This window comes from Streptomyces altiplanensis (assembly GCF_053591575.1).
Map to the genome: position 1 here is coordinate 146527 of NZ_JBSFUB010000003.1, position 25448 is coordinate 171974.

The window sequence follows — 25448 nt, forward strand, 5'->3', positions numbered from 1 at the left end:
ACGCCGACCGACCACGCCGACGACCGCGCCGACTGGCCTTACTTGGGCTGGAAGCCGACCTCCGGGTTCGCGGACGAAGGCCCGTCCAGCAGTGGCTGGTGGATCCCGCGCAGATGCTGGTCGAAGAAGGCGCCGACGTAGTCACGGGTGATCTCACCGGACCGCTTCCCGGGCAGCGGAGCCTTGGGATCGGTCATGCCCAGCTGTCCGCCCAGCACCGGCAGGTCGATGAAGGTGAAGTGGCCGGAACCGGTCACGGTCAGCCAGCGCTTCCACCCGTCCAGGCGCTTCCACCCCTTGTCCCAGCTCTTGTCCTCGCCGCCGGGGCGGTGGAGCGAATCGGTGCCGAGCATCATGAACGGCCGCCCGTCGAGCCCGCCGACGGGCACCGGCGCGAAGAACGTGCCGTCCATGTTCACCCCGGCCCGGATCCTGCTGTCGTACGCCATGGCACGGGCGGCGCTGTTGCCGCCGATCGAGTGCCCGGCCATCCCGATCCGCTTGCCGTCGATCATCCCCGCGTCCTTCCACACCGGGTGACGGCCCGTCAACCGGTCCAGTACGAAGGAGACGTCGTCCGCCCGGCCGTTGGCGACGGCGGCCAGCACCGCCTTGCTCTCCTTGCCGTCGGGCACCGATTCGACCTTCTCGCACGCGACACAGGTGAGGGTGCGATCACCGGGGAACGCCGTCCCGACGGACTCGTAGGCGTGGTCGATCAGAGCCACGACGTAACCGCGTCCGGCCAGCTCCTCGGCGAGGAGGGTGAGGGTGGCGCGGTTGAGGGAGAAGCCGGGCGAGAGCACGACGAGCGGATGCCGGCCCGCTGCCGGGCGGGCGTCCGTGCGCGCGTTGGCGCGGGTGGAGCTGAGCAGTTCGGGCGGGAAGACACCCGCGTACCCCTGGCTCTCCAGCAGCAGCCGGGCCTCTTCGGTCGTCATGTACTCGGCGACCTGGCCACCGGTGCCGGGGCGGGCCGGGTAGTACATCGACACCATCAGCTCCCGCGCACCCGCCGACGGCACCCAGGGGTCGCGCCGGCTCTTGTCGGTGAGGTGGAGGATCTGGCGTCCGGTGGCGTACGGGCCGGTGGGGCGGGGAAGCCGGAGCTGCTCGGTGGTGGCTGCGGACGGGGAAAGCGCGGCGGAGGAACCGGCGGACGCCGCGAAGGCCGTCTGCGCGGAGACGACCGGCAGCGACAGCGGCAGCGCGAGTGCGAGCAGGGCGGCTGCGGTACGGCGGCGAAGGGTGAAGGGGCGGCTGGTGACCGTGCGGCTGGTGACCGTGCGTCTGTTGACCATGCGGCGACCGTACGCAGCACGCCCCCGGCGCCACATCCGACGACGGTCAGCTCTGTCCCCTAGGGGATTGCCGGGTCATGTCGTACTGCGGTAGGCCCTCACACTGCCGGGAAGCGCCCCCGGGCACGGCATCCGGAGGGGCGGTTAGGGTCTGCCCCGTGACGGAAGAACAACGGTTCGAGGACGTGCGCTGGACCTGGAAGCGGGACCTTCCGCTGCGCTACCTGCTGATCGACGAGGAGTGGGACGGCGAGCAGACCCTCTGGGCGCGGTGCGCCGACGTCGAGGGGCTGTTCGTGGACCGCGCACCGCACAGGGAGCGGCTGACCCTGGTCGGGTGCGTTCCGGACGGCCGGCTCCGCAAGGCCGTCGACGGGGCCGAGCGGGAGCGCGACAACCTGGGTGACCTGAGCCTCCATGTCTACGACGACGAGGAGGACCGGAACGCGGTGCACTACTGGGACCTGGACGGAGCCGTCGTCGTCGGCAGCCGGCCCGGCGAGAGCGGTCCGGACCGGATCGACGTGGTGATAGAGGCCGAGGTGACCGGCCCCCCGGGCCCGGCGGGGTCCCGCCGCGCCCCCGGGACCGAGCCCGAGTGGGCCGAGGTCTGCGTGTACAACGGCACCGGCGGCATGATCGGCACGTGCCGCCGGGTCGACGGGCTGTACGCCGACCGGCCGAAGCCGTCGGCCGGGCCCCCGCTGACCCTGGTCGGCTGCGAGCCCTCCGAGCGGCTGCTCCGCCGCCTGACCCGTCCGCGGGTGGGCGGAGACCCGGTGGAGCTCTGGGCGCTGGACCGCACGGGCCGGGTGTTCCACGTCCTGGAGAACCTGTACCTGGACATCGGCGAAGCGCGCCCGTCCGCCCTCGGGGGCGCGCTCATCGACGTGACCTTCGGCAAAAGGATCGTGCCTGCCCTGTCCGCGGCGGGCCGGCCGGCCTGGGACGCGTGGTACGAAGGCGCCCCGCGCGAGCCCAACGAATGGGCCCGGCTCACGCCGGAGGCCAGGGCGGAGTGGCAGCGGTTCACCACCCCGGGCCTCGGTGACGGGCACGTGGGCGGCACGTGCCACCTGGACGGCCGGTTCGCGACGGACATCGCGGGGCTGTGGTGCGCCCTGGGCGAGGCCATCGGCGGTCCCGGCGCGTCCTTCGGCGTGTGCCGGGGCCTGCTCCAGGGCTGTTCCTGCGGCGGGGACCGCATGCCGGGGCCGTTCACCCTGGTCTGGCACCACGCGGACATCGCCCGCCGGTCCCTGTCCTCGGTCAGCGTGGACAGGGAGGGCGAACTCAGTTACTTCGAGAGCGTGCTGTGGCTGCTGGAGCACTCCGGGATCACGGTCGAACTGCGCTGAACGGCCTTGGGGAACGCTTGCGTTCAGTCCTTGCGGCCCGTGGCGGCGACGGTGACGCCGAGGCCGATCATGGCGAACCCACCGACCCCGCCGATCAGGGAGAGCCGCTGCGGCGAGCGGGCGAACCAGGTCCGCGTGGTCGCCGCGACCAGTCCCCACACGCTGTCGCAGGTCACCGCGATGGCGTTGAAGACCAGTCCGAGCAGCAGCATCTGAACCGGCACGTTCCCCTGGCTGCGGTCGACGAACTGAGGCAGTACGGCGGCGAAGAACACGATGGTCTTGGGGTTCGCCACACCGACCACGAACCCCTCCCACAACGTGCGCAGGCCGCCGTGCGCGGGACCGTCACCGGTGAACGAGGCGTGCAGCGACCCGCGCTGCCGCACCGCCTTGACTCCGAGGTACACCAGGTACGCGGCGCCCGCGAGCTTCAGCGCCGTGAAGACGAGCACCGAGCGCTCCACGACGGAACCGACCCCGAGCGCCACGGCCACGACGAGCGCATAGGCACCGAGCGTGTTCCCCGCGACCGTGGTCAGCGCGGCACGGCGCCCCTGCGCCAGCGCCCGCCCGATCACGAACAGCACGCTGGGGCCGGGAATCACGATCAGCAGGAAGGACATGGCCGCGAACGCCAGCAGCCGGTCGGTGGACACCATGGAGCCATGTAACACGGAGTCCGCCCGCGCCTGCACCCCTTTTCCGTACCGACCGCAACGGTCCGAGCCGTTCCAGGTCATGGTTTGAGACAACCGCGCAGGTTCGGGATGCGCACGTACACCCAGCGGATAGCGTCAAGATCATGGACCCGCTGACCGAAACCACCACCACCGACCAGGCGCCGGCCGATCCCGACGCCACCGACGACATGCTGGCCACCCAGCCCGTCGGTTACTGGAGCGGTCGCGCCCACGCGGCGGTCACCCGGCACCTGCGTGACGTCATGGCCGGAGTGGACGTCACGCAGCCGCAGTACTGGGTGCTGAACACCGTGAACGGCGGGCCGGTGCCGCCCGGCCGTGAGGAGGTGGTCGACCGGCTGACCCCCCTCGCGGACGGGCCGTACGACATCGCGCGGGTCGTCGACCAGTTGCTCCACCGCGGCTGGCTCCGGACCGACGCCGGGCAGCTCCTGCACCTCACCGATGCCGGGGAGGCTGCCAGGGTGCGGCTGCGCGCACTGGTGACCGAGGTGCGCGCCGTGGTCCACGAGGGCGTCAGCGACGAGGAGTACGTGGCCGCGCTCAAGGTACTGCGCAGGATGATCGCCAACGCCGAGGGCGCCGGAAGTTCCTGAGCCCGGCCCGCCGTTCGGCCCCCACCCCGCGCCGTGTCCTACGCCGTGCCGGTGGCCGCCGCGACCCGCTCCCGCCACGTCAGCCGTACGGCATCCGCCTGCGGCCGGGCGCCGAAGCCCGCCGCTCGGGCCGCCGCCTCCCTGCGGCACTCCCCGCACTCCGTCTCGCCCGCGACCGGCCGGAAGGCGTGGTCGTCGCCCGGCCCCGCGCACAGCACCAGCTCACCCCGGTCCCGGCCGGGCGGGGGCGTCGCCGTGGCGATCGTGCGGGCGAGGGACGGCACCTCGGGCAGCTTCTCCACCAGCCGGTACCGCAGGAACCCGACCGCCGACCGGACCCCGCCCGCGGGCAGCCCCGCGCTCAGTGCCAGCCGCAGCTCCCCCGGCGAGACCCCGCGCCGCAGCCACTCGACCGCCGTCGCCGCCAGCCTCCGTGCTTCCGGTACGCCCAGGTGCAGCCTCCGGTCGAGGTGCCGCAGCGACAGCAGTACGCGCTCGGCCTCGGCGAGTTCCCCGGTGAGCGGCTGCGACTGCGCCTGCGGTTCCGGGTCCGGGTCCGGGTCCGACTCCGGCTCGTCTTCGGGTGGGGGGTGGGGAGTGTTCTTCCCCTGTTCTTCCTTCTCCGTAGGAGAGGCGCCGACCACCCGATCGGTCGAATCACCGGCCGTCGGAAACCGCGCACCCGGTGACGCGAAAACGTCGTTGGTCACCATCTGTTCGGTGACCCAGCGCCCGCGGTCGTTCTGCCACTTGTTCTCCCGCAGAAACCCGCACTCGACCAGCAGCGCCTTGGCCTTCTGGTACGCCCGCGGCTTGATCCCGAGCCGGGCGGCGTGCTCGCTCAGGGGCTTGCCGCACTTGCTCTCGGGCAGCCCGAGGACGTACAGCAGGAGCATTTTCGCGTCGTTGTTGAGGCGTGCGTGCCGCACGATCGCGTGCGGGGCCTTGAGATAGTCGCGCGAGGGCGCGATAGCATGCCGAAGCATCCCGTTGGACCTCTGATCCAGTCGGTGTGTAGGTCCTCGGCCGGTGTCGCAAGCACCGCCGGGGACCGCCCCGTCTAACGGAGCGTGATGACGCGGTCGCCGTACCGCACGGACCGCCCTTTCGACCATTTCGCGCAGCAACGCCCCGTCCACGAACGGCACTTCCGCCGTCGGACGCGACTGCCATCCCAACGGCCAGGTGGCTCCCCCCAGCGCCGGTACGCCGACGAACGCCGCACACCCCGCACCCCGGCTCAGCGCCCGCACACCCGCCGGCCAGCGGTGGGCGGCGGCGGTTTGCGGCGGCAACAGGAAGTACATGCTCCGCGCGCCGGTCTCCTCACGGACGATCGGCCCGGCCCGGAAGTCCGTGAACTGGAGCAGTTCGTACGCGGCCTGCTCCCCCAGGATCCCCTCGATCCGCACCGCGTCGAAGTGGATACCGGCATGTCGCAGGGCATGCCCGGAGGTGGGCACCCATGAGGGCGCAGTTTCTCTGTTCATGAAACAGACGATCCCGCGCCGGAGTTGACTGTGACCAGCACCACACGACGACTGTGCAGGTCTGTGCACTCGGGGAGGACGCTGTGCACAACGGCGAACGAGGTTCGAAGTCATTCGGCGCGCTGCTGCGTTTCCATCGCAGCCGGGCCGACATGTCACAGGACGCGCTGGCCGGTCACATTGGATTTTCCAAGTCGCAAGTGGCCATGGTGGAAAGAGGAGAGCGGCCTCCCAGGGGAAATTTCGTCCCCAAGGCGGACGAGGTGTTGGGTGCACAAGGTGCACTACTGGTCGTGGCCGATAAGGAGTTCAAAGACAGCGGGATCCCGCCATGGACCGAGGACTACTTGGCTGAAGAGCAGAAAGCGTCGTCTGTCCACTCGTACCAGAACCACGTCGTCCCAGGGTTGCTACAGACCGAGGCGTACGCGCGGGCGGTCTTCAACTGCAACTACTTTCCGTCACTGGATGACGAGGAGATCGAGAAGCGAGTGGCAGCGCGGCTGAAGCGCAAGCAGCTCTTCCATCGCAAGCCCATGCCCAACCTGGGCTTTGTGATCGAGGAGAGTGCGTTGACCCGTCCACTCGGTGGCCCTTCGGTCCTGAAGGAGCAGCTGTACGGCATCCTTGACTTCGGCCGACTCCGCCATGTCGAGATCCAAGTCATGCCGCACAACCGACAGACGCACGCCGGGCTCATGGGGCCGATGATCCTGTTGGAGACAGCCGAGCGCCGTCGACTCGCCTACATCGAAGGACATAAGGGCGGTTACTTCGTCAGCGAACAACCCGACCTCGGCAACCTGTTCGGTAAATATGGCATTCTGCGGGCGCACTCTCTGACTCCCGAAGAGTCCGCCAAATTGATCGAACAGGTGGCACAGGAACTATGAGCTCACACCTCAACTGGTTCAAGAGCAGCTACAGCGGCGAAGAGGGCGAATGTGTAGAGGTCGCCGTCGCCTGGACCAAGTCCAGCTACAGCGGCAGCCAGGGCGGTGAGTGCGTGGAGGTAGCCACCTGCCCCCACGCCATCCACGTCCGCGACTCCAAAGACGTCACCCGCCCCGCCCTCACCCTCTCCCCCACCACCTGGTCCGCCTTCGTCGCGACGTACCGCAAATAACGCTGACCCCGCCTGCCTCTACCCGAAGTCGGACCTGACCTGTTCGGCGATGGCAGTCCCTCTCTCTCCGCCGGTCTCCGGGCCGGAGGGAGGCTCGGCGCCGCTGGAGACCGTGAGGTCGTGGGCCGTCTTCGACAGCAGCGAGACGTAGAAGGGGAGATCCGGCAGGGACGGCGTGGTGAGGCTCAGGACGAGGAGCCGGCCCATGCGGGGCAGGGGCAGGTACACGTCGGTCCGGGCGAGGGGCATGGACGGTGCCGTGTCGTCGTCCGGGTCGGACTGCCATTGCAGGCCGCACAGTACGAGCACGCCCGGCCCTGCCGGAACGCGGATGTACTCGACCGTGTTGTTCTCGTTCACGGAGAGCGCTTCGAAGAGGCCGCGCGCGGACAGCTCCGCGTCGGCCTCGTCCAGCGGGTCGAGGCGGGCCAGCAGCGAGGCGGTGGTGCGGCGGCCGTCCGGGGCGTCGTCCAGGCAGAAGCCCGCGTAGAAGGCGTTCCCGGCGAGGGCGTGGTCGGCCATCTCGCGGTAGGAGTGGAAGGTGACTTCGCGCTGGAAGTCGGTCCCGGTCGGCCAGATCTCCTCCGCGATGACCCAAAGCTGTTCCAGGCGTTCCTCACCGTCGAGGTCGAGGCCCAGGGAGTAGAAGCCACCGGGGACGTCCAGGTGAAGCTCGGGGGACGCAGACTGCATCGCTCAGACCTTTCTCTCTACGGAGCGCAGGAGCACGCCGTCACGGAGATCCGTCCCAGCGACGAGTGTGAGGTTGTGCTTGTGCGCGAGGTGTGTCAACGTGCTGAGCGGCGTCCCTCGATAGTCCCGGGAGTTCAGGCCGACACCTCCCAGGGACAAGCCAGGCGTCTTCACCTCGGAAACGTGATGGTGGATCTGAGTACGCCAGCTGAATTTCTGCTGCTCGATTTCCCGGGACAGGCGAGTGAGTTCCCTGTTCAGGTATTCCTCTTTCCTGGCCGGGGCGTGCGACATCCGGATCAGGAACTTTCTGGGTGACATGAATTTCGCAGGAGCGCTGATCAGCGAGTCGTCGGGTGACTCGCCTCCGAGGACCATCACGACGAACCAGATGGCCCGGAAGAAGAATTCCACGGGGATGGCGACCCACTGCACGACGAGCCACAGGACGAGCCCCACCCTGGAAGCGTGGGGAAGGACAGGGTCGGCGAGCGGTTCGGACGGTAGGGCGGCAGCCATGCCTAGTCTCCCGTCACGCTGTCGTAGATGCCGCTGACAGTGCCCGGCAAGGACTGGGCGAGCAGAGGGCCCTTCGACCACCAGGACATCGGGTCCAGAGTTCCGTCGGGGCGAATGGCCGCCTTCAGAGAATCAAGGTCTTTGAGGATCGGGGTGTTGGCAACGATCTGGTTGATCGGGGCTTCGCCCATTGAGGTACCAAGATTCTTGGCGACCGAATTCTCCCAGGCGAGCTGTATCCGGTTTCCGACGCCGCCTGTGGCCTTGAAGACCTGTCCCTCGGCGGCATCAAGGAAACGGTTGCCCGCTCGACTGAAGTCACTCACTTCTGCGGCCCCCTCGGAGACGAGGCGGCCCAGCCGACTGACTCTTTGCGCGTCGTCGATGCGCGTGACCAGCGCTTCCCCGACCTGCTCCGCACGGACCACGACCTTCACGGAACCAGTGACCGCGGTCTTCGCGAACCCCGCGCCCGGAATGATGCCGACCGCGTCACCCGCGAGACTCAGCCAGCTGACATCGGCCCCGCCCAGCTTCGCCGCGCCGTGCGAGAGCAGCGCTCCCGCCGAGAACCCCGCGCTCGCCAGCGCGAGCGCGCCGGACAGCGGCGGGCACCACAGTGTCAGCAGCGCCAGGATGCCGAGTACGGCGGAGATGTTCCCCAGCCAGTCGCCGATCTTGTTCAGCAGGTCCTTGTGGCGGGCGCACCACTCCTGGATCGCGTGCCCGATCTCCTGGAACTTGTCGCCGAGCCGTTCCCAGAACCCCGGGTCGGGCGCGCTGTCCGTCGCCTTGCGCAGCTGCCCCGCGATCCCGCGCGCCTCGGCCTGGTGGTCCTCCAGCAGCTGCTCGGCCCGCTTGATGATCTCTTCGAGTTCACGCTGTGCCTGGTCCAGCTGCGCGGAGGCGGAGGAGAGCTCACCGTCCGCCTGCTTCAGCCGCGCGTTCGCCGCGTCGACCTTCGCCTGGGCCTCCTGGAGCGCGGGGCCCGTGAAGTACTGGCCGCTGAGCCGGAACGCGGGGTCGGCCGCCGCCTGGTTGTAGCGGCCGGTCGCGGCCTCGTTGGCCTTCTCGGCCGAGGCCACCTTTCCCTTGGCTTCCTTGGCACGGGTCTCGTACGTACGGGCCGTGCTCTGGTAGTGCGTGAGCGCCTCGCGCCACTTCGACAGCTCCGTCGACGCGGTCCGCATCGCCTCGTGGCTGTCCTTCAGGTAACCGGGCAGCTCGCCGACCTTCCGCGAGAACGCGGAGGCCGCGTCCCCGGCCCAGCTCACGTTCCCGGTCAGGCGCTTGATGGTGGCCTGCGCGTTGTCGAGCGCGGTCGCCGCCTGCTTCGTGCGGGCCGCGAGGGACCCCACGTTGCCGGCGTCGCCCGGCGCGGGGTCGAAGCCGAGGGAGGGGTAGGTGGCGCTCACTTCCCGCCGCCCTTCCCGGCCCCGGCGGCGAAGCCGTCCCGGATGGCCGATTCGACCTCGTGGTAGGTCGTGCGGGTCTGCTTGACCTTGTCCTCGATGACCTGCGTACCGTCGGCGATCTTCTTGATCGCGTCGTCCCAGCTGTCGTGGAACTCGTCGCAGGCGTTGTCGAGTTCCTTGCTGCCCGTGGTCTTCGGGCCGGTGTCGCGCAGCGCGTTCAGCGCCGAGCGCATCTCCTCCTGACTCCGGTGGAGCTCTCTGACGAGCCCGTCGAGCTCACTGATCTCGACCTTGAAACCTGCCCCCATCGCGCCGGGCCCCCTTGTTTCGGAATTCGCAACCGTCAACCCTCGTCCCACGTTAACCAGCAGGTGAAAGAGGGCTCGCAAGAGGGGCCTGCCCGTTCGCAAAACCTTCACAGTGAGCAGGACGCGTGCGCGGAGGATGTGGCGTACTGCTCCAACGACCTTACCCACGGCCGCTGTTGGCTCATTCGGTCCCTTGTCCGTCCGATCGCCGCTTCCCTAGCGTGGCCGCGTCGCCCCACTGACCCGGGGCGGCGGGGGAACTCGACGGAGAGGAACCACAGACCATGCGCAAGACTCGTACGATGCTGGCCGGCCTCGGCACGGCCGCCCTCCTCGCCACCGTGTCCGTACCCGTGGCGTCCGCCGCCCCGGCCGACGCGCAGGAGTGGGGGGCGTGCGCCAGCGGCAACGTCTGCTTCTACACGGGGACCTACGGCACCGGTTCCAAGTGCTCCTGGAGCGTCGCCGACGCGGACTGGACCCAGGGGACCATCCGCTGCTCCTGGTCCCAGACCCACAACGTGAAGTCGGTGTGGAACCGGGGCACCAGCTCGGCCAGCGGCGTCGCCTACTACCAGTGGGCGAACTACAACACCCGCAAGGGCTGCACGCCCCAGGGCGCGCGGGGCAACCTCGCGGGTACGTACAAGCTCAAGTCGCACCAGTGGATCAGCGGCTCCTGCGGCTGACCTGACGGCCCGCGGCCGTCCGTGGAGCGACCCCGCCGGGTGCGTGGCGGGGTCGCTCTCCCGTTCCCGCGAGAGCCCGTTCCCGCGAGGACCTGTTCCCGCCACGCATCCGTGACCGGCGGAGACAGCGGTACTCAGTGGGCCGGGGCGGTCATCCCGGACCGTACGAGGCCCAGGATCTCCTCGTCCGTCAGCCCCAGCTCGCGGGCCTCGGTGACGAGGGCGTCCACGCGGCCGAGGAGCCGGGCGCGGGCCGGGGTGCCCCGCGCGTCGAGGACCACGGCGCCGCGGCCGCGGCGCAGTTCGATCATGCCCTCGTCGCGCAGGCGCTGGTAACCACGCAGCACCGTGTGGATGTTGACCCCGAGGGACTCGGCGAGCGCGCGTGCGGCGGGGAGCCGGTCGCCGGGGGCCACCTCGCCGTCGGCGATGGCCCTCCGGACCCGGGCGGCGATCTGGTCGCCGAGCGGGACGGCGGAGCCGGGTTCGACGCGGAAGAGCATGTCAGTGCCTCGCCCTCGGTCCGGTCGCGGGGACGGCGGAGATCAGGGAGTTGAGGAGGGCGGCGGCGGTCGCGGAGTCGTCGACGGTCACCGCGAACTCGCGGCCGCTGCCGCGTCGTACGACCAACGCCTCACCGGAGCGCAGGACGACCCCCGTGGCGTCCGGGCGGAGCCGGTAGCCCCAGCCGCCGAAGTCGGCGACCGGCCTGATCTCCCGGCTCACCGCCACGGTCATCGCGTCCAGCGGCACCCGGACGCGGGGCCGGGGCAGCAGAGCGGGCGAGACGGTGAGCCCCCGGGGTCCGGCGGTGACGGTGAGCCGGGAGAAGCACAGCACCAGCAGCCCGGCGAGGAACAGCGGCACGGCCACCTGCCACCCCACCGGCACCACGAGCACGCACCCGACGGCGGCCGTCACGAGGCCGAGCGCGGAGAACTGCCGGGAGGAGGCGGTACGGGTCCAGCCCGCGACCTCCCCCTCGGCGAGGTCGAGCAGCCGCGCGGTCCCGCCGGCCGACAGGGACGCGCCCTCCGGCAGCCGCAGTGTCCGGACGGTCAGCCACCCGGCACCGGCGGCGGCCGCGCCCACCACGGCGGAGACGGCGAGGTGCCACAGCGGCATCCGCGCCGCGGCCGCGTCACCGGTGGCACCGGCGTTGACCAGGACGACGGAGACCACGCCGGCGCCGAGCAGCCCGGCGGTCCCGTACGCCACGGGGACCGCCCAGCGGGCGAAGGCGCCCCGGAGCAGGCCGGCCACGAACAGCGCGGCGGTCCCCGCCATGAGGCCGATGCACATGAGCACGAACGCGCCCTGCCCGGTGAACCGGTCCGGGACGGTGCCGTCGAAGTGCGTCGCGAGCGGGTCGGGCAGCCGGTCGCGCACCACGGTGAACAGGATCAGCTCGGCGGCGAGCGCCACGACGTAAGGAAGAGCGGTGAGGGCGGCGAGGCTGCCGCGCCCTGTTGTCTGCTTCATTTTTTACCCCCTTGTTCGCGTCATAGTAGAACAATCAACGCCACAGCGCCAAGAGGGAACGCCTGCCGGGCGGTTACCGGCGCATCATCAACTTCCGCGCACGCCCTCTTGCTTCGAGCGCGCTCGAAGGCGTTGGCTTGGTGCCCATGAAGTACACGCAACTCGGACGCACGGGACTCAAGGTCAGCCGCCTCGTCCTCGGCACGATGAACTTCGGGCCCCAGACCAGCGAGGCCGACAGCCACAGCATCATGGACGCCGCTCTCGGGGCCGGCGTCAACTTCTTCGACACCGCCAACGCCTACGGCTGGGGTGCCAACAAGGGGCGCACCGAGGAGATCATCGGCTCCTGGTTCGCGAAGGGCGGCGACCGGCGGGACAAGACCGTCCTCGCCACCAAGCTGTACGCCGACATGTCGCTCGACGACTCACCGCCCTGGCCCAACCACGACCGCCTCTCCGCCCTCAACATCCGCCGCTCCGTCGAGGCGAGCCTCAGGCGGCTGAAGACCGACTACATCGACGTCTACCAGTTCCACCACGTCGACCGGAACACTCCGTTCGAGGAGATCTGGCAGGCCATCGACGTACTCGTCCAGCAGGGCAAGATCCTGTACGCAGGGTCGTCGAACTTCGCCGGCTGGCACATCGCGCGCGCCAACGAGACCGCGCGGCGGCTCGGGTCGTACGGGCTCGTGAGCGAGCAGTGCCTCTACAACCTCGCCGAGCGGCGCGCCGAGATGGAGGTCATCCCGGCCGCGCAGGAGTACGGCCTGGGGGTCATCCCGTGGTCGCCGCTGCACGGCGGGCTGCTCGGCGGCGTGCTGCGCAAGGAGCGCGAGGGCGGGGCGGCCCGGTCCTCCTCCGGACGGTCGGCCGACGCGCTCGCGAACACGACCGTCCGCGCGCAGGTGCAGGCGTACGAGGACCTGCTGGCCAAGCACGGCCTGGAGCCCGGCGAGGCCGCCCTGGCCTGGCTGCTCACCCGGCCGGGGGTCACCGGACCCATCGTCGGGCCGCGCACGGCGGAGCAGCTGGAGTCGGCGCTGCGCGCCGTCGAGCTGGAGCTGTCGGAGGAGGTGCTGGCGTCGCTGGACGAGATCTTCCCGGGGCCGGGGCCGTCCCCCGAGGCCTTCGCCTGGTAGGTCCGGCCCCGCAGGAGTACGGCCGGCAGCACATCCGGCAGTACGTCCGGCACTACGTCGCCGTGACGGCCGCGGCCGGCCGGCCGATCGGTCAGCCGCCGACCGCGGCCGCCAGGGCGACGACGACGAACATCAGCACGAGTACACCGGCCATGATCCGGTTTCTGCTTTTCGGGTCCACACGTCGAGCGTAACCGGACGGGGGCAGAGCCTCCGTCAGTGCCCCAGCGGCCAGACCCGCAGTTGTTCGTACCGGGGCCGCGCACCGGGCACTCCGTGCACCGGCAGGTTGCTGCGGACGAGAGCAAGCTCACCCACCGTCCAGGCCGTGCCCTCGAAGGGGGCGAGCGCCTCGACGTACGGCCGCAGGTCCGCGGCCGGCCCGGTGGCGCGGCTGCGGGCGATCGTCAGGTGCGCCTTGTACGCCCGGTGCTCGTCCATCGCCACCCCGGCCCGCCGCGCCGCCGCGTCCGCGCGGTCCGCGAGCAGCCGCATCGCGTCGAGGCCGCCCGCCGCCCCGGCCCACAGGGCGCGCTGCCCGAAACGGCCGCCGCCGTGGAGACGGAGGGGGAAGGGGTCCTGGCGGGCGGCGGCGCGGCCGAAGCGTTCCTCGACGGCCGGCAGGAGCTCTTCGTCCACCTCCCCGAGGAAGGCGAGCGTGAAGTGCCAGCCGTCACGGCCCGTCCAGCGCAGGCCGTCCGCGCCGGGGAGGGCGCGCAGCCGGTCGACGGCGACGGCGAGCTCGTCGACGGCCTCGGTGGGCGGAAGTACGGCGGCGAAGAGTCTCATACGACCAGTTTCCGGCACGTGATGATCGGCTGCGGTCGCTTCCCACCCGAACGTTTACTTCCACTTCCACCTGCGCAGACAAGGTGCAAGCATGGATGCATGGCTACCAGGATGCTCAGCGTGCGCATAGACAGCGACTCTCTTGAGTCGATCAAGGAGCGAGCCGCGGCGCGCGACATGACGGTCCAGGAGTACGTCGTCACGACGCTCCAGCGGGACGAGTTCACCGAGCGGTACAGGGCGGCGGTGCTCGAGACGTTCGAGCTGTACGGCGACGTGCTGGCCGAGGCGGACCTCGCGGACGACGCTCCGCCCCGCACGGAAGCCGACGCCGCATGACTCATCATCTCGACCTGAGCCAGCTGTTGTGGACCGCGGAGCAGGTCCCCGGCGACCCTCAGGCGGACGACCTGGGTGTACTGATCGCGGGGGCGGCCCGCACCCAGGCCAGGGCCTTCGATCACGAGGTGTACGGCTCTGTGCCGCTGAAAGCGGCCGCGCTCATGCAGACACTCGCCCTGCTCGCTCCCTTGGAGCGCGGCAACAAGACCTTCGCCTTTGCCGCGGCCCGCGCGTTCATGAGGGCCAACGGCCTGCGCCTCCAGCCGCCACCGAACGAGCTGCGGAAGGTGCTGGCTTCCATCCGGCCCGGCGCCGCCGGTGTCCGCGCCCTGGGCGAGCACCTCCACCGCTGGGCCCAGCGGTAGCGCTCCCGCGCAGACGCACGCGGCCCCGGACACGTCCGTGTCCGGGGCCGCGGCCGTCCGGCGGAGGCGTCACGCCGGTCCGCGTCACGCCACCGTGGTGAGTTCCTTCGGACGTACCGGCTCCTTGGACTCCTTCGGGACGAACGCCACGTGCTGGTGGCCCCGGCGCAGGTCCACCTTGAGGCGCAGGCCCCCCAGGCGCGCCAGTACGATCGCCACGCCGATGCCCGCCAGCAGCGAGATCGCGCCGCCCGTCGCGAAGCCGACGCGCGCGCCGTAGGTGTCGGTGACCCAGCCGAGGAGCGGCGCGCCCACCGGCGTACCACCGGCGAAGACCATCATGTAGAGGCTCATGACGCGGCCCCGCATCGCCGGGTCGGTCGCCATCTGGACGCTCGTGTTGGCGGTGATGTTGACCGTCAGACCGAGCATGCCGATCGGCACCAGCAGCATCGCGAACAGCCACAGGGCGGGCGAGAACGACGCCGCGATCTGCAGCGCGCCGAAGGCCATCGCGGCGGCGACCAGCATCCGCAGCCGCGAGGAGCGGCGGCGGGCGGAGAGCAGCGCGCCGGCCAGCGAACCGGCCGCCATCAGGATGTTGAAGAAGGAGTACAGCCCGGCGCCGCCGTGGAAGACGCCGTCGGCGAAGGCGCTGAGCCAGATCGGGAAGTTGAAGCCGAACGTGCCGACGAAGCCGACGAGGACGATCGGCCAGATCAGCTCGGGGCGGCCCGAGACGTAGCGCAGGCCCTCCCTCAGCTGGCCCTTGCCGCGCGGCACCCTCTCCGTCTTGTGCATCTCGCTCTGGCGCATCAGCAGCAGGCCCGCGAGCGGCGCGAGGAAGGACAGGCCGTTGAGCATGAACGCCCAGCCGCTGCCGATCGTCGTGATCAGCACACCCGCGACGGCGGGGCCGATCAGGCGGGCGGACTGGAAGTTCGCCGAGTTGAGGCTGACGGCGTTGCGCAGCTGGTCGGGGCCGACCATCTCGGACACGAAGGACTGCCGGGCCGGGTTGTCGACGACCGTGACCATGCCGAGCAGGAACGCGATCAGGTAGACGTGCCAGACCTGGATGTGGCCGGAGAGCGTGAGGGCGGCGAGCGCGACGCCGCACAGGCCGAGGGCGGCCTGGCTGAAGAGCAGAAGGGTGCGCTTGGGGTACCGGTCGGCGATGACACCGCCGTACAGGCCGAAGAGCAGCATCGGCAGGAACTGGAGGGCCGTGGTGATACCGACGGCGGCCGCGGACCCGGTGAGGTCGAGGACCAGCCAGTCCTGGGTGATGCGCGACATCCACGTGCCGGTGTTGGACACGACGGCGCCGGTCGCGAAGAGCCGGTAGTTGCGGATCTTCAGGGACGAGAACATGCTCGGCCCTTTGTGTTCCCTGGTGGGTATCTCGTGGTGGGTGTTCGGTGCGGGGGCGGAGTCTGCTCCGGATCCCGTACTCAAAGTGGGTTCGCCTCCTTGGCGGCGCGCGGGGTCGGTGGTGCGGTCAGAGGTGTGCGAGCTTCTCCAGGACGGGGGCGGCAGCGCGCAGCTTCGCCCATTCGTCCTCGTCCAGACCCTCGCAGAGGCCGGCCAGCCAGGCGTTCCGCTTGCGGCGGCTCTCTTCGAGCATCGCCTCGGCGGTCTCGGTCTGGCTGACCACCTTCTGCCGGCGGTCGTCGGGATGCGGCTCCAGCCTGACCAGTCCCTTGGCTTCGAGCAGCGCCACGATGCGGGTCATCGAGGGCGGCTGCACGTGCTCCTTGCGGGCCAGCTCACCGGGGGTGGCCGAGCCGCAGCGGGCGAGAGTGCCGAGTACCGACATCTCGGTGGGACTCAGCGATTCGTCGACGCGCTGGTGCTTCAGGCGCCGGCCCAGCCGCATGACGGCCGAGCGCAGGGAGTTCACGGCGGCGGCATTACCGTCGTGCGACAGGTCAGGCATGTATTTAGCCTAACTCATTACCCACGCTAAATACAGCCGGAGCATCACTTCACCCGTACGAGTGAGTCCGCTCCGGAAAGTGACGTATCGCCGGGGGCGGGGCGGCGACGCTGTCCCGCATGGGATCAACAGTGCTCAGCCTGCGGATAGACGGTGAGCTGCACGACCGCCTCCGGGACCGTGCCGCCAAACGCGGAATGAGCGTCCAGGACTATGTGGTCCGGACGCTCATTCGCGACGACTTCGACGAACGCTTCAAGTCGGCGGTCGACGAGACGGAGAAGTTCTACGACGGCATCGCGTGAGGCCGCTCACGCGATGCCGCTTGCGTGAGGCCGCTCACGTGAGGTTGAGCGCCGGCATCAGGTAGTAGAAGGCGAAGACCGCCGACACCGCGTACATCGCCGCGGGCACCTCGCGCCCGCGCCCGGCCGCCAGGCGCAGCACGCAGAAGCTGACGAAGCCGATGCCGATGCCGTTCGTGATCGAGTACGTGAACGGCATCATCAGCATGGTCAGGAACGCCGGGATCGCGATCGTGTAGTCGGCCCAGTCGATGTCCTTGACCGAGCCCGACAGGATCAGGAAGCCCACCGCGAGCAGGGCCGGGGTGGCGGCCTGCGACGGCACCATCGTGACCAGCGGCGTCAGGAACAGGCCCACGGCGAAGAGGCCGCCGGTGACGACGTTCGCCAGGCCCGTGCGCGCGCCCTCGCCGACACCGGCGGTGGACTCCACGAAGCAGGTGGTGGCGGAGCTGGAGGTCGCGCCGCCCGCGGCGACGGCGATGCCGTCGATGAGCAGCACCTTGTTGACGCCGGGCAGGTTGCCCTTCTCGTCCAGCAGCTTGGCCTCGTCGCTGACGCCGAGGATCGTGCCCATCGCGTCGAAGAAGCAGGACAGCAGCACGGTGAAGACGAAGAGGATGCCGGTCAGCAGGCCGACCTTCTCGAAGCCGCCGAACAGGCTGACCTGGCCGACCAGGCCGAAGTCCGGGGAGGCCACCGGGTTGCCGGGCCACTCGGGGGTGGTCAGGCCCCAGGAGGGGATGTCGGCGACGGCGTTGACGACGAGGGCGACGACGGTCATCACGACGATCGAGATGAGGATCGCGCCCGGCACCTTGCGGACGATCAGCGCGAGCGTGAGCAGCACGCCGAGGACGAAGATCAGGACCGGCCAGCCGTTGAGCTGGCCGGTGGCGCCGAGCTGGAGCGGCACGGTGGTGTGCGCGGCGTCCGGGATGCGGGAGACGAAGCCCGAGTCGACCAGGCCGATCAGCATGATGAAGAGGCCGATGCCGATCGCGATGCCCTTGCGCAGACCGATCGGCACCGCGCTCATCACGCGCTCCCGCAGGCCGGTCGCGACGAGCAGCATCACGATGAAACCGGCGAGCACGACCATGCCCATCGCGTCGGGCCAGCTCATGCGGGGCGCGAGCTGGAGCGCGACGACGGTGTTGACGCCGAGACCGGCGGCGAGCGCGATCGGCACGTTGCCGATGACGCCCATCAGCAGCGTCGAGAACGCGGCCGTCAGCGCGGTGGCGGTGACCAGCTCACTGCCGTCGAGCTGGTGCCCGTACATGTCCTTCGCGCTGCCCAGGATGATCGGGTTCAGCACGATGATGTAGGCCATCGCGAAGAAGGTGGCGAGACCGCCCCGGATTTCGCGCGGAACGGTGGAGCCCCGCTCGGAGATCTTGAAGAAGCGGTCGAGACCGCTCTTCGGCTCCGGAGAAGACGGCGGCTGCTTGGCGTCGACCGGAGCCGTGGCCGAGGGAGACATGCGTGACCTCATGCGGAAGAAGGGGGCTGAAGGACAGACGGGGAGGCAACTCGGGTACATCTGGAAGTGGTCGACATTGGATGTTCAGACGAACAAAACCAGTCAGACGAAACCTGTTTCAGTATGAATACATAAGGGAAAGATCGCTATCTCCGCGCGTAGACCCTTGGGGCGTCTGCCCCGGCAGCACGTGCGCGGGTGCCGCCTACACTGTCCCCATGGCGAAGTGGACCCCCCAGCACGAGGCACCCGAGCCCCTTGAAGGGCCCGTCGTCGCCACCGTCGTCGGCGGCACGATCCTCTGGTTCGCCCTCTTCCTGGTGCAGCTCCCCTTCTACGCCTGGTTCGACGACCGCGGCTGGGCATGGTGGGTGTGGACCTGCCTGGCCGGCGCCGGTCTCGGGCTGATCGGCATCTGGTACGTCCGCGGGCGCGACGCGGCGATCAAGCGCGCGAAGGCCGAGCGGGCGCAGGCGGAGGGGACGGAGTCCGCGGGAGCGGAGTCCACGGGAGCGGACGCCCGCACCGCCGGCCCGGACGCGTAAGCGGGGAAACGCGGAGGCAGGGAGAGCGGAGAACTCCGGCCGGGGAAGTCCGGGAGCCCGTACGACCACGGGCCCGTCCCCACCGTCCCTCCGTCGTCCCCCGGTACCGTCTTCGGCCGCTCGACGGGTCGATCCGCACGTCCGGTCGTACCGTCGGAACCATGACGCAGCGGGCGAAGATCGGCACGGACGGGCCCGAGCCGGGCGGGCACATGATCGACGCGGGCGCCGAGCTCGACCCCGTACACCCCGTGGAACTCCCCCGGTCCGCCAGGCGCACCGGGCTCACCACGGCCGAGGTCGCCGAGCGGGTCGCCCGGGGCGAGGTCAACGACGTACCGGTGCGCAGCTCGCGCTCCGCCACCGAGATCGTCCGGTCGAACGTCTTCACCCGCTTCAACGCGATCATCGGCGTGCTGTGGGTGATCATGCTCTTCGTCGCGCCGATCCAGGACAGCCTCTTCGGCTTCGTGATCGTCGCCAACACGGCCATCGGCATCGTCCAGGAGCTGCGCGCCAAGAAGACCCTCGACAGCCTCGCCGTCATCGGCGAGGCCAGACCGAAGGTCCGCCGCGACGGGACCGCCGTCGAGGTGTCCACCTCCGGGATCGTCCTCGGCGACCTGGTGGAGCTGGGACCGGGCGACAAGGCCGTCGTCGACGGCGAGGTCGTGGAGGCCGACGGCCTGGAGGTCGACGAGTCGCTCCTCACCGGCGAGGCCGATCCGGTGCTCAAGCAACCCGGCGACCAGGTGATGTCCGGCAGCTTCGTGGTCGCGGGCGGCGGCGCGTTCACCGCCACCAAGGTCGGCCGCGAGGCGTACGCCACCCAGCTCGCCGAGGAGGCGTCCCGCTTCACGCTCGTCCACTCCGAGCTGCGCAACGGCATCAACCAGATCCTCAAGTTCGTCACCTGGCTGATGGTCCCGACCTCGGTCGGCCTCGTCATCAGCCAGCTGGTCGTCAAGGAGACCGGCTTCAAGGACTCGGTCGCCCGCACCGTCGGCGGCATCGTCCCGATGATCCCCGAGGGCCTGGTGCTGCTCACCTCGGTCGCCTTCGCGGTCGGGGTGATCAGGCTCGGGCGCAAGCAGTGCCTCGTGCAGGAGCTGCCCGCGATCGAAGGGCTCGCGCGCGTGGACGTCGTGTGCCTCGACAAGACGGGCACCCTCACCGAGGGCGGCATGGACGTCACCGAGGTACGGCTGCTGGACGGCTCGGGCACCGGGGAGGCGTACGTACACACCGTGCTCGGCGCCCTGGGCGGGTCCGACCCGCGGCCCAACGCCAGCCTCCAGGCGATCAAGGACGCCTGTCCGGACGACGGCTCCTGGCGCTGCACGGATTCGCTGCCCTTCTCGTCCGCCCGCAAGTACAGCGGGGCGAGCTTCACCGAGGGGAACGGCGGCACCAGCTCGTGGCTGCTCGGCGCGCCCGACGTGCTGCTGCCGCGGGGCGACCCGTACCTCGACGAGATCGACCTGCTCAACGAACAGGGCCTGCGAGTGCTGCTGCTCGCCCGCGTCGACGGGAACCCGGACAGCGGGGACCTGGGCGACCCGCGGGTCAGGGACGGCTCGCGCGCCACCGCCCTGGTCGCCCTGGAGCAGCGGCTGCGCCCGGAAGCCGCCGCGACCCTCCGGTACTTCGCCGACCAGAACGTCGCCACGAAGGTCCTCTCCGGCGACAACGCGGTGTCCGTCGGCGCGGTCGCGGCCAAGCTCGACATGCCGGGCGCCGCGAACACCGTCGACGCCCGCACCCTGCCCGCCGGGCGCGCGGAGATGGCCGGGGCGCTGGACGAGAACGCGGTCTTCGGCCGGGTCACCCCGCAGCAGAAGCGCGACATGGTCGCGGCGCTCCAGTCGAAGGGCCACACGGTCGCGATGACGGGCGACGGCGTCAACGACGTACTCGCGCTCAAGGACGCCGACATCGGGGTCGCGATGGGGTCCGGGTCGGAGGCCACGCGGGCGGTGGCGCAGATCGTGCTGCTCAACAACAGCTTCGCGACCCTGCCCTCGGTGGTGGCCGAGGGGCGCCGGGTCATCGGCAACATCACCCGGGTCGCGACCCTCTTCCTGACGAAGACGGTCTACTCGGTGCTGCTGGCGGTCCTGGTGGTCTGCTCGCAGGTCGAGTACCCGTTCCTGCCGCGCCACCTGACGCTGCTCTCGACGCTGACGATCGGGGTCCCCGCGTTCTTCCTCGCGCTGGCGCCCAACAAGGAGCGGGCCCGGCCGGACTTCGTACGCCGGGTGATGCGGTACTCGGTCCCCGGCGGCGTCATCGCCGCGTCCGCGACCTTCTGTACGTACCTGCTCGCCCGGTCCCACTACTCCGGCCCCGGGGCCCTGGCCGCCGAGACCAGCACGGCGACGCTCACGCTCTTCCTGGTGTCGGTCTGGGTGCTGGCGATCGTCGCCCGCCCGTACACCTGGTGGCGCGTCGGTCTGGTGGCCGCGATGAGCCTCGGCTTCGTGGTCGTGCTCGTGGTGCCGTGGCTCCAGGACTTCTTCGCGCTGAGGCTGGTGGGGACGACGATGCCGTGGACGGCGGTGGGCATCGCGGCGGTGGCGGCGGCCGCCCTGGAGCTGGTGTGGCGCTGGGTCGGCCGCCGCTTCCCCGCGTAACGGGGGTACTGCCTGGATTACTGCCGGATCACTGCCGGGTCACTGCCCCGGGTGCTCAGCGCACGTCGAGGTAGTCACCGGCCGCGGAGACCGCGGGGGTGGTGGACGTACCCGCGAACGAGTAGCGCCAGTAACCGTCGGAGGCCGCCGTGACGGTCGTCTTCAGGTCACCGGTGCTGTTCGAGGTCACCGTCTTGACGGTGGTGTACGTGCTGGTGCCGGCCTTGCGGAACTGGAGCTTCACCGGCTGGGAGGTGTAGCCGTGGTACTGGTACGTCTCCCAGTTGGCGCGGGACAGCTTGCCCGTGACCGTGATGGTCTTGCCCTTCACGACCGGCTCGGGCGAGGCGTTGACCGTGAGCTTCGAGTAGCGCAGGATCTTCGTCGTACCGGCGACGCCGTTCTCGTGGTAGTCACCGTCGGCGCCGATGGCCGAGACCCACAGCTTCCAGGTGCCGGCGGTCTTGTTCTCCATGAGGAGCGGGTCGATGACGATGCTGTACTTGCACTTCGTCGTCGTCGCGCTGACCTCGGTGCAGGTGCCGGTCTGGTCGTCCGGACCGAAGAACCCGATGGCGTCCTCGGCGGGGTTGTCGCCGGGACCGTTCCACAGGAACGAGTGGATCTCGTAGATGCCCTCGGGGTCGGTGGCGGTGACCTCGGCGGTGATGGTCTTCTTCGCCGTGGTGCCGAGCGAGAGCGCCTTGCCGCCGTTGACGACCACCTTCGTGATCTTGGTGTCGCCAGAGACGTCGTCCGCCTGTGCCTGACCGGCGAGAGCGGCCGACAGACCGGCCGGCTTCGGGGCGTCCTCGGCCTGGGCGGCCGGTACGGCAAGGGCGGACAGGGCCAGGGCGCCCGAAATGGCGGCCACAGTGGCACGTATGCGCATGTATGTATGTCCCCACAGGAATGCGACCCCGCCGTGTTTCCCCCCGGCGGGATCTTTGAGTGTCGAACGAAGTGTAGGGATAACGTGGAAAGTTCGTAAACAAAGAATCAGTCGAACCAGCGGTCGCGCGCCAGCTCTTCCGTGCGTGACGGGTCCTCAATCAGCGCCGCCACCTCGAAGCGGCGCGGCCACTGCCCCGCCGACCAGGCAAGACCGGCCGCAACGCCCTCCAGGGTGGCCGCGTGGACCACGCCGTCGGGGGTGCGGCGCCAGTCCAGTTCGACGCCGCCCGCGAGGAGTTCCTCGTGTTCGACGTACGTCGCCGGGGTGGCGGCGCCGAGCAGGACCCGCACCGCTTCCGGAACCTCTCGCTCCACGCCCTCCGTCGTCACCTCGGCCCGGGCCGACTCGCTGAGGCGGCGCACCTGGAGGAGTTCGGCCAGGTCGGCGGCGCGGGACGGGGCCACCGGCAGCAGCGGCAGCCCGGCGGTGAGCGGCAGCAGGTCGGGGGCGTCCGCGACCACGGCGTCCGCCGCGTCGACCACCCGCACCTCGCCGTCCACGACCGCGCGCAGCTCGTCGGGGAGCGTGACCTGTTCGGGGTCGAGATCGGCCAGGGCGCCGTACAGCGCGTGGAGTTGGGACGCGGTGACCGTACGGTCCGGGTCCGCGAGACGGCCGAGGAGCTCGGCGGCGCCGCCGGGCTCGTCCAGCAGCGCGGCCACGGAGGTGCGTACGCCCAGCGCCCTCAGCACCTGCTCGTCGTCGAAGCCGGTCGCGTCCGCGGAGGTGTAGAGCCCGTCGAGGAGCGGGTCGCCGCCCGCCGCGCGCAGACCGGCCGGGCGGCGCCCGTCGAGTACGGGGTGGTCGCGCAGCCACCACGCGGTGTACGGGCGTACGGACTGCGTCGTGCCGTCCGGCAGCAGGACGCGCACGGGCTGGGTCAGCGCGTCCCGCAGCGGCGGCCGGGCGAGCATCGCCAGTGCCTGCGGCCACTTGTCGTCGTCCACCAGGTCCAGATCCCGCACGGCGACGATCTCGGTGGCGACCGGCGGCACGGAGGTCTCCGGCAGCTGGTCGAGGATGTCCTCGCACCACACGTCCACGGCGTCGAGCAGGCCCGCGTCGTCGGGCTCGGCGAAGTCGCCTTCGCGCGGCTCGAACTCGTCGGGGTCCAGGACGACGTCGGTGGCGCGTACGAGCGCGAAGCCGGCCAGGACGCCGCAGGCGGTGAGCGGCTGTGCGCCCCAGCGGGCGGCCAGTTCGGCGTCGCACAGGGCCAGTTCGCCCTCGCGCATGACCCGCGCGAACGGGCTGCCGGGCAGGACGAGTTCACCGGCGGGCGAGAGCTCGCCGTCCTCGTCGGTCAGGGCGAGCGCGCCGAGCCACGGCTCGTCGCCGGGCAGCAGGTCGGCGTCGCGCACGAGCGCCAGGACGGTCTCCGCCAGCTCTTCGGCGTCGGGGGCGTCCTCGTCCCAGATCTGGCCGCCCTCGTCCATGGAGGCGGCGACGGCGGCCCGCACCTGCGGCGTGGTGAGGACGGCGCGGGGGGTGGCGGGAAGCGCGCCGAGCTTTTCGAGGAGGGGGTGGGCGGCGTCGGGGTGGGCGACCTTCAGGCCGAGGCGGGTGAGCTGCTCGGGGGCGGCGGTGTCCGCGCCCGTGCCCGCGTCCGTGTCCGCGCCGGGGAGCGGCAGCAGGACCTGGCGCGGGCCGATCACCGTACGGCCGCCGGCCAGCGGGACCGGCAGGCCGGACAGGCGGTCGGGGTCGACGCCGGCCAGGGACTCGTACAGCCGCCGCCACCAGGACGGTTCGCGCTCGGCGCCCGCGAGGCGTTCGATGGCGTCACCCAGCGGCAGCCGGCCGACGCCGAGGGTGCGCAGCTCGGGGCGGCGTTCGAGCCCGGCGGGCAGCAGGGTCGGCAGTACCTCGGCCATGACGCGGACGGTGTCCGCGCCCGCGCCCTCGACGACCTCCGCCTCGAACGGGCGCAGCGCGGTGAACTCCTCGGACGGCGCCGCCGGTGCGAGGAACGCGACGCGGGGCAGCCGCTCGACGACGGCCGCGCGCAGTGCGCCGTCCAGTTCGCCCTTGCCGAGCGGCCCGGGGACGAGGTCGACCGTCCCGGTGGAGACGGGCTCCCAGCCGCCGAGCAGTTCGGCGTACGCGTCGGCGGCGCGCTGCACGAGGAAGTCGGTGAGCGGGCCCGGCGCGGGGTGGCGGCGGGCCGTGTCCAGCGGCAGCGACGCGATCAGCAGGGCCGGTACGCCGAGGGGTTCGTCGGTCGGTGTCGGGGCGTGCACGACGGGCGCGGTACGGGGGTGCTGCGGCGACCCCTCGGCGTCCACCGGGACGGCCCAGGTGACGGACCAGTGGGGGCGCAGGCGCTCCTCGACGGGCCGGTCGGCGAGGAGGGCGGGCTCCAGGGCTCCCGAGCGGGTGACGGTGCGCCAGCGGGTGGTGCGGGCGGCGGGCGCGGCGCCGCGCGCGGTGTCGTCGATGTGTACGTACGCGTCCTGCTCGTGCCGCGTCAACGTCCGGGTGGAGTCCGGGGTTTCGACGACCACCTCGGCGAGGCCGGGGAGGGTGAGGAGCAGCGCGTCGTCGATGGCGTCGAGGAGGTGCCGGGCGAGGTCCACCGCGCTGCCGTCGCGCAGGGGCAGGACCACGACGGTGTCGTAGCCCTCGGGGGCGGAGCCCTCGGCGGGGAGCGGGAGCCGCAGGAGGGGCACGTGGCCGTCGCGGCGCCGCAGCTCTTCGCCGAGCCCGGGCGCGGTGCCGGCGGCGTCCACGGCCAGCTCCCTGGCCTCCGCCAGGGACCAGCGGACACCGCCGTGGCGGCCGAGGACGGCGGGCTCGTCGCTGACGGCCAGTACGGCGGCGAACCCGACGCCGAAGCGGCCGACCGCGCTGCTCGCGTCCTCGCGCTTGGCGGACGCGCGCAGCGTGCTGAGGGACTCCACGCCGGCGGCGTCGAGGGGGGCGCCGGTGTTGGCGGCGGCGAGGATCGCGGGGGCGCCGTGGCCGGGGGCGGCGTGCAGGGTGAGCCGGAGCCTGCCGGTGACGCCGGCGCGGGCGGCGGCGTCGGCGGCGTTCTGGGCCAGCTCGACGACGAGGCGGTCCCGGTAGCCGCCGAGGGCGAGGTCCTCCTCGGCGTTGGCGTCCTCGCGGAACCGGGCGGGGCTCGCGCTCCACGCGTCGAGCACCCCACGCCGCAGCCGCGCCGTCCCGAAGGGGTCGGCCTCGTCGGTGGCCCTGACGCTCACGCTTGTCTCCGCTCGTCCTGAGGTACGGGTGCTGCCCGCCGGTCGGCTCGTCAACTGGCG

General features: G+C 70.9%; 26 protein-coding genes and 1 pseudogene. 11 read left to right on the top strand and 16 right to left on the bottom strand.

The features are described 5' to 3' along the window. Positions 1–38: 38 nt before the first annotated feature. Entirely contained in the window at positions 39–1301 is a 1263-nt protein-coding gene (locus ACWD0Y_RS02325; RefSeq protein ID WP_450258599.1) for an alpha/beta hydrolase family protein, read from the bottom strand. A gap of 158 nt (positions 1302–1459) precedes the next feature. On the opposite strand from ACWD0Y_RS02325, the gene ACWD0Y_RS02330 reads away from it, so the two are divergent. Further along, entirely contained in the window at positions 1460–2659 is a 1200-nt protein-coding gene (locus ACWD0Y_RS02330) for a barstar family protein (RefSeq protein WP_450258600.1), read from the top strand. A gap of 23 nt (positions 2660–2682) precedes the next feature. Here ACWD0Y_RS02330 and ACWD0Y_RS02335 read toward each other — a convergent pair whose 3' ends face one another. After that, complete coding sequence (locus tag ACWD0Y_RS02335) at positions 2683–3321, bottom strand: LysE family translocator (protein WP_450258601.1); 639 nt, start codon at positions 3319–3321, stop codon at positions 2683–2685. Positions 3322–3464: 143 nt separating this feature from the next. On the opposite strand from ACWD0Y_RS02335, the gene ACWD0Y_RS02340 reads away from it, so the two are divergent. Beyond that, positions 3465–3959 (top strand): MarR family winged helix-turn-helix transcriptional regulator, encoded by a 495-nt coding sequence (locus tag ACWD0Y_RS02340; protein ID WP_450258602.1) that lies wholly within the window; start codon positions 3465–3467, stop codon positions 3957–3959. A gap of 38 nt (positions 3960–3997) precedes the next feature. On the opposite strand, the gene ACWD0Y_RS02345 is transcribed toward ACWD0Y_RS02340, so the two are convergent. Continuing rightward, entirely contained in the window at positions 3998–4945 is a 948-nt protein-coding gene (locus tag ACWD0Y_RS02345; RefSeq protein ID WP_450258642.1) for a hypothetical protein, read from the bottom strand. A gap of 111 nt (positions 4946–5056) precedes the next feature. After that, positions 5057–5449 (bottom strand): annotated as a pseudogene (locus ACWD0Y_RS02350) (hypothetical protein); the annotation flags it as partial. Between the two features lie 83 nt (positions 5450–5532). On the opposite strand from ACWD0Y_RS02350, the gene ACWD0Y_RS02355 reads away from it, so the two are divergent. Together ACWD0Y_RS02355 and ACWD0Y_RS02360 are read left to right on the top strand one after the other, a co-directional pair. Then, the gene (locus ACWD0Y_RS02355; RefSeq protein ID WP_450258603.1) at positions 5533–6342 is read left to right on the top strand and encodes a helix-turn-helix domain-containing protein; all 810 of its coding nucleotides are present in this window, start codon (positions 5533–5535) and stop codon (positions 6340–6342) included. Further along, positions 6339–6575, top strand: a complete 237-nt coding sequence (locus ACWD0Y_RS02360) for a DUF397 domain-containing protein (protein ID WP_450258604.1) — start codon at positions 6339–6341, stop codon at positions 6573–6575. Before ACWD0Y_RS02355 ends, ACWD0Y_RS02360 begins: the two co-directional genes overlap by 4 nt. An 18-nt stretch (positions 6576–6593) precedes the next feature. Here ACWD0Y_RS02360 and ACWD0Y_RS02365 read toward each other — a convergent pair whose 3' ends face one another. From ACWD0Y_RS02365 to ACWD0Y_RS02380, 4 genes are read right to left on the bottom strand one after another with little or no spacing between them, the layout of a single operon-like run. Next, a complete protein-coding gene (locus tag ACWD0Y_RS02365; protein ID WP_450258605.1) occupies positions 6594–7268 on the bottom strand; it encodes a hypothetical protein in 675 nt (224 codons plus the stop codon). Positions 7269–7271: 3 nt separating this feature from the next. Further along, positions 7272–7787: a hypothetical protein gene (locus ACWD0Y_RS02370; protein WP_450258606.1), complete on the bottom strand. Its 516-nt coding sequence runs from the start codon at positions 7785–7787 to the stop codon at positions 7272–7274. Between the two features lie 2 nt (positions 7788–7789). Further along, entirely contained in the window at positions 7790–9202 is a 1413-nt protein-coding gene (locus ACWD0Y_RS02375) for a putative T7SS-secreted protein (protein ID WP_450258607.1), read from the bottom strand. Further along, positions 9199–9510, bottom strand: coding sequence for a WXG100 family type VII secretion target (locus tag ACWD0Y_RS02380; protein WP_093800339.1), 312 nt, complete (start codon positions 9508–9510; stop codon positions 9199–9201). The genes ACWD0Y_RS02375 and ACWD0Y_RS02380 overlap by 4 nt, the downstream gene beginning before the upstream one ends. Before the next feature lie 284 nt (positions 9511–9794). On the opposite strand from ACWD0Y_RS02380, the gene ACWD0Y_RS02385 reads away from it, so the two are divergent. Then, positions 9795–10199, top strand: a complete 405-nt coding sequence (locus ACWD0Y_RS02385) for a peptidase inhibitor family I36 protein (protein ID WP_450258608.1) — start codon at positions 9795–9797, stop codon at positions 10197–10199. 134 nt (positions 10200–10333) lie between these two features. Here the strand turns inward: ACWD0Y_RS02385 and ACWD0Y_RS02390 are convergent, their stop codons facing one another. Together ACWD0Y_RS02390 and ACWD0Y_RS02395 are read right to left on the bottom strand one after the other, a co-directional pair. Continuing rightward, on the bottom strand, positions 10334–10702 hold the full coding sequence (locus tag ACWD0Y_RS02390; protein ID WP_450258609.1) for a GntR family transcriptional regulator: 369 nt from the start codon (positions 10700–10702) through the stop codon (positions 10334–10336). Position 10703: 1 nt separating this feature from the next. Then, the gene (locus ACWD0Y_RS02395) at positions 10704–11681 is read right to left on the bottom strand and encodes a DUF1648 domain-containing protein (protein ID WP_450258610.1); all 978 of its coding nucleotides are present in this window, start codon (positions 11679–11681) and stop codon (positions 10704–10706) included. 146 nt (positions 11682–11827) lie between these two features. Here ACWD0Y_RS02395 and ACWD0Y_RS02400 point away from each other — a divergent pair, with 146 nt between their 5' ends. Then, positions 11828–12826, top strand: a complete 999-nt coding sequence (locus tag ACWD0Y_RS02400; protein WP_450258611.1) for an aldo/keto reductase — start codon at positions 11828–11830, stop codon at positions 12824–12826. A gap of 216 nt (positions 12827–13042) precedes the next feature. Here the strand turns inward: ACWD0Y_RS02400 and thpR are convergent, their stop codons facing one another. Continuing rightward, complete coding sequence (thpR, locus tag ACWD0Y_RS02405; RefSeq protein ID WP_450258612.1) at positions 13043–13615, bottom strand: RNA 2',3'-cyclic phosphodiesterase; 573 nt, start codon at positions 13613–13615, stop codon at positions 13043–13045. A gap of 99 nt (positions 13616–13714) precedes the next feature. On the opposite strand from thpR, the gene ACWD0Y_RS02410 reads away from it, so the two are divergent. Further along, complete coding sequence (locus ACWD0Y_RS02410; RefSeq protein ID WP_450258613.1) at positions 13715–13954, top strand: hypothetical protein; 240 nt, start codon at positions 13715–13717, stop codon at positions 13952–13954. Then, entirely contained in the window at positions 13951–14322 is a 372-nt protein-coding gene (locus tag ACWD0Y_RS02415) for a fic family toxin-antitoxin system, toxin component (RefSeq protein ID WP_450258614.1), read from the top strand. The genes ACWD0Y_RS02410 and ACWD0Y_RS02415 overlap by 4 nt, the downstream gene beginning before the upstream one ends. 84 nt (positions 14323–14406) lie before the next feature. Here ACWD0Y_RS02415 and ACWD0Y_RS02420 read toward each other — a convergent pair whose 3' ends face one another. Both ACWD0Y_RS02420 and ACWD0Y_RS02425 read right to left on the bottom strand, forming a co-directional pair. Then, positions 14407–15780, bottom strand: a complete 1374-nt coding sequence (locus ACWD0Y_RS02420; RefSeq protein ID WP_450258615.1) for an MFS transporter — start codon at positions 15778–15780, stop codon at positions 14407–14409. 43 nt (positions 15781–15823) lie between these two features. Beyond that, complete coding sequence (locus ACWD0Y_RS02425; protein WP_450258616.1) at positions 15824–16261, bottom strand: MarR family winged helix-turn-helix transcriptional regulator; 438 nt, start codon at positions 16259–16261, stop codon at positions 15824–15826. A gap of 119 nt (positions 16262–16380) precedes the next feature. On the opposite strand from ACWD0Y_RS02425, the gene ACWD0Y_RS02430 reads away from it, so the two are divergent. Further along, positions 16381–16566 carry a toxin-antitoxin system HicB family antitoxin gene (locus ACWD0Y_RS02430; RefSeq protein ID WP_450258617.1) on the top strand — a complete coding sequence of 62 codons (186 nt, stop codon included), beginning with the start codon at positions 16381–16383 and terminating at the stop codon, positions 16564–16566. Between the two features lie 34 nt (positions 16567–16600). Here the strand turns inward: ACWD0Y_RS02430 and ACWD0Y_RS02435 are convergent, their stop codons facing one another. Beyond that, positions 16601–18052, bottom strand: a complete 1452-nt coding sequence (locus tag ACWD0Y_RS02435; protein ID WP_450258618.1) for an NCS2 family permease — start codon at positions 18050–18052, stop codon at positions 16601–16603. A gap of 218 nt (positions 18053–18270) precedes the next feature. On the opposite strand from ACWD0Y_RS02435, the gene ACWD0Y_RS02440 reads away from it, so the two are divergent. Both ACWD0Y_RS02440 and ACWD0Y_RS02445 read left to right on the top strand, forming a co-directional pair. After that, the gene (locus ACWD0Y_RS02440) at positions 18271–18597 is read left to right on the top strand and encodes a DUF2530 domain-containing protein (protein WP_450258619.1); all 327 of its coding nucleotides are present in this window, start codon (positions 18271–18273) and stop codon (positions 18595–18597) included. A gap of 161 nt (positions 18598–18758) precedes the next feature. Further along, positions 18759–21230, top strand: coding sequence for an HAD-IC family P-type ATPase (locus ACWD0Y_RS02445; RefSeq protein WP_450258620.1), 2472 nt, complete (start codon positions 18759–18761; stop codon positions 21228–21230). 55 nt (positions 21231–21285) lie between these two features. Here ACWD0Y_RS02445 and ACWD0Y_RS02450 read toward each other — a convergent pair whose 3' ends face one another. Next, positions 21286–22122, bottom strand: a complete 837-nt coding sequence (locus ACWD0Y_RS02450; RefSeq protein ID WP_450258621.1) for a calcium-binding protein — start codon at positions 22120–22122, stop codon at positions 21286–21288. Between the two features lie 107 nt (positions 22123–22229). Beyond that, positions 22230–25388 carry a sacsin N-terminal ATP-binding-like domain-containing protein gene (locus tag ACWD0Y_RS02455; RefSeq protein ID WP_450258622.1) on the bottom strand — a complete coding sequence of 1053 codons (3159 nt, stop codon included), beginning with the start codon at positions 25386–25388 and terminating at the stop codon, positions 22230–22232. Between the last annotated feature and the right edge of the window lie 60 nt (positions 25389–25448).

Bases quoted from the DNA above. Each gene is read 5' to 3' on its own strand.
- thpR (WP_450258612.1), bottom strand. From the start codon at position 13,615: ATGAGACTCTTCGCCGCCGTACTTCCGCCCACCGAGGCCGTCGACGAG.
- ACWD0Y_RS02345 (WP_450258642.1), bottom strand. From the start codon at position 4,945: ATGCTTCGGCATGCTATCGCGCCCTCGCGCGACTATCTCAAGGCCCCG.
- ACWD0Y_RS02445 (WP_450258620.1), top strand. From the start codon at position 18,759: ATGACGCAGCGGGCGAAGATCGGCACGGACGGGCCCGAGCCGGGCGGG.
- ACWD0Y_RS02365 (WP_450258605.1), bottom strand. From the start codon at position 7,268: ATGCAGTCTGCGTCCCCCGAGCTTCACCTGGACGTCCCCGGTGGCTTC.
- ACWD0Y_RS02440 (WP_450258619.1), top strand. From the start codon at position 18,271: ATGGCGAAGTGGACCCCCCAGCACGAGGCACCCGAGCCCCTTGAAGGG.
- ACWD0Y_RS02325 (WP_450258599.1), bottom strand. From the start codon at position 1,301: ATGGTCAACAGACGCACGGTCACCAGCCGCACGGTCACCAGCCGCCCC.
- ACWD0Y_RS02370 (WP_450258606.1), bottom strand. From the start codon at position 7,787: ATGGCTGCCGCCCTACCGTCCGAACCGCTCGCCGACCCTGTCCTTCCC.
- ACWD0Y_RS02450 (WP_450258621.1), bottom strand. From the start codon at position 22,122: ATGCGCATACGTGCCACTGTGGCCGCCATTTCGGGCGCCCTGGCCCTG.
- ACWD0Y_RS02385 (WP_450258608.1), top strand. From the start codon at position 9,795: ATGCGCAAGACTCGTACGATGCTGGCCGGCCTCGGCACGGCCGCCCTC.
- ACWD0Y_RS02415 (WP_450258614.1), top strand. From the start codon at position 13,951: ATGACTCATCATCTCGACCTGAGCCAGCTGTTGTGGACCGCGGAGCAG.
- ACWD0Y_RS02425 (WP_450258616.1), bottom strand. From the start codon at position 16,261: ATGCCTGACCTGTCGCACGACGGTAATGCCGCCGCCGTGAACTCCCTG.
- ACWD0Y_RS02390 (WP_450258609.1), bottom strand. From the start codon at position 10,702: ATGCTCTTCCGCGTCGAACCCGGCTCCGCCGTCCCGCTCGGCGACCAG.
- ACWD0Y_RS02395 (WP_450258610.1), bottom strand. From the start codon at position 11,681: ATGAAGCAGACAACAGGGCGCGGCAGCCTCGCCGCCCTCACCGCTCTT.
- ACWD0Y_RS02335 (WP_450258601.1), bottom strand. From the start codon at position 3,321: ATGGTGTCCACCGACCGGCTGCTGGCGTTCGCGGCCATGTCCTTCCTG.
- ACWD0Y_RS02380 (WP_093800339.1), bottom strand. From the start codon at position 9,510: ATGGGGGCAGGTTTCAAGGTCGAGATCAGTGAGCTCGACGGGCTCGTC.
- ACWD0Y_RS02410 (WP_450258613.1), top strand. From the start codon at position 13,715: ATGGCTACCAGGATGCTCAGCGTGCGCATAGACAGCGACTCTCTTGAG.
- ACWD0Y_RS02360 (WP_450258604.1), top strand. From the start codon at position 6,339: ATGAGCTCACACCTCAACTGGTTCAAGAGCAGCTACAGCGGCGAAGAG.
- ACWD0Y_RS02435 (WP_450258618.1), bottom strand. From the start codon at position 18,052: ATGTCTCCCTCGGCCACGGCTCCGGTCGACGCCAAGCAGCCGCCGTCT.
- ACWD0Y_RS02340 (WP_450258602.1), top strand. From the start codon at position 3,465: ATGGACCCGCTGACCGAAACCACCACCACCGACCAGGCGCCGGCCGAT.
- ACWD0Y_RS02430 (WP_450258617.1), top strand. From the start codon at position 16,381: ATGGGATCAACAGTGCTCAGCCTGCGGATAGACGGTGAGCTGCACGAC.
- ACWD0Y_RS02400 (WP_450258611.1), top strand. From the start codon at position 11,828: ATGAAGTACACGCAACTCGGACGCACGGGACTCAAGGTCAGCCGCCTC.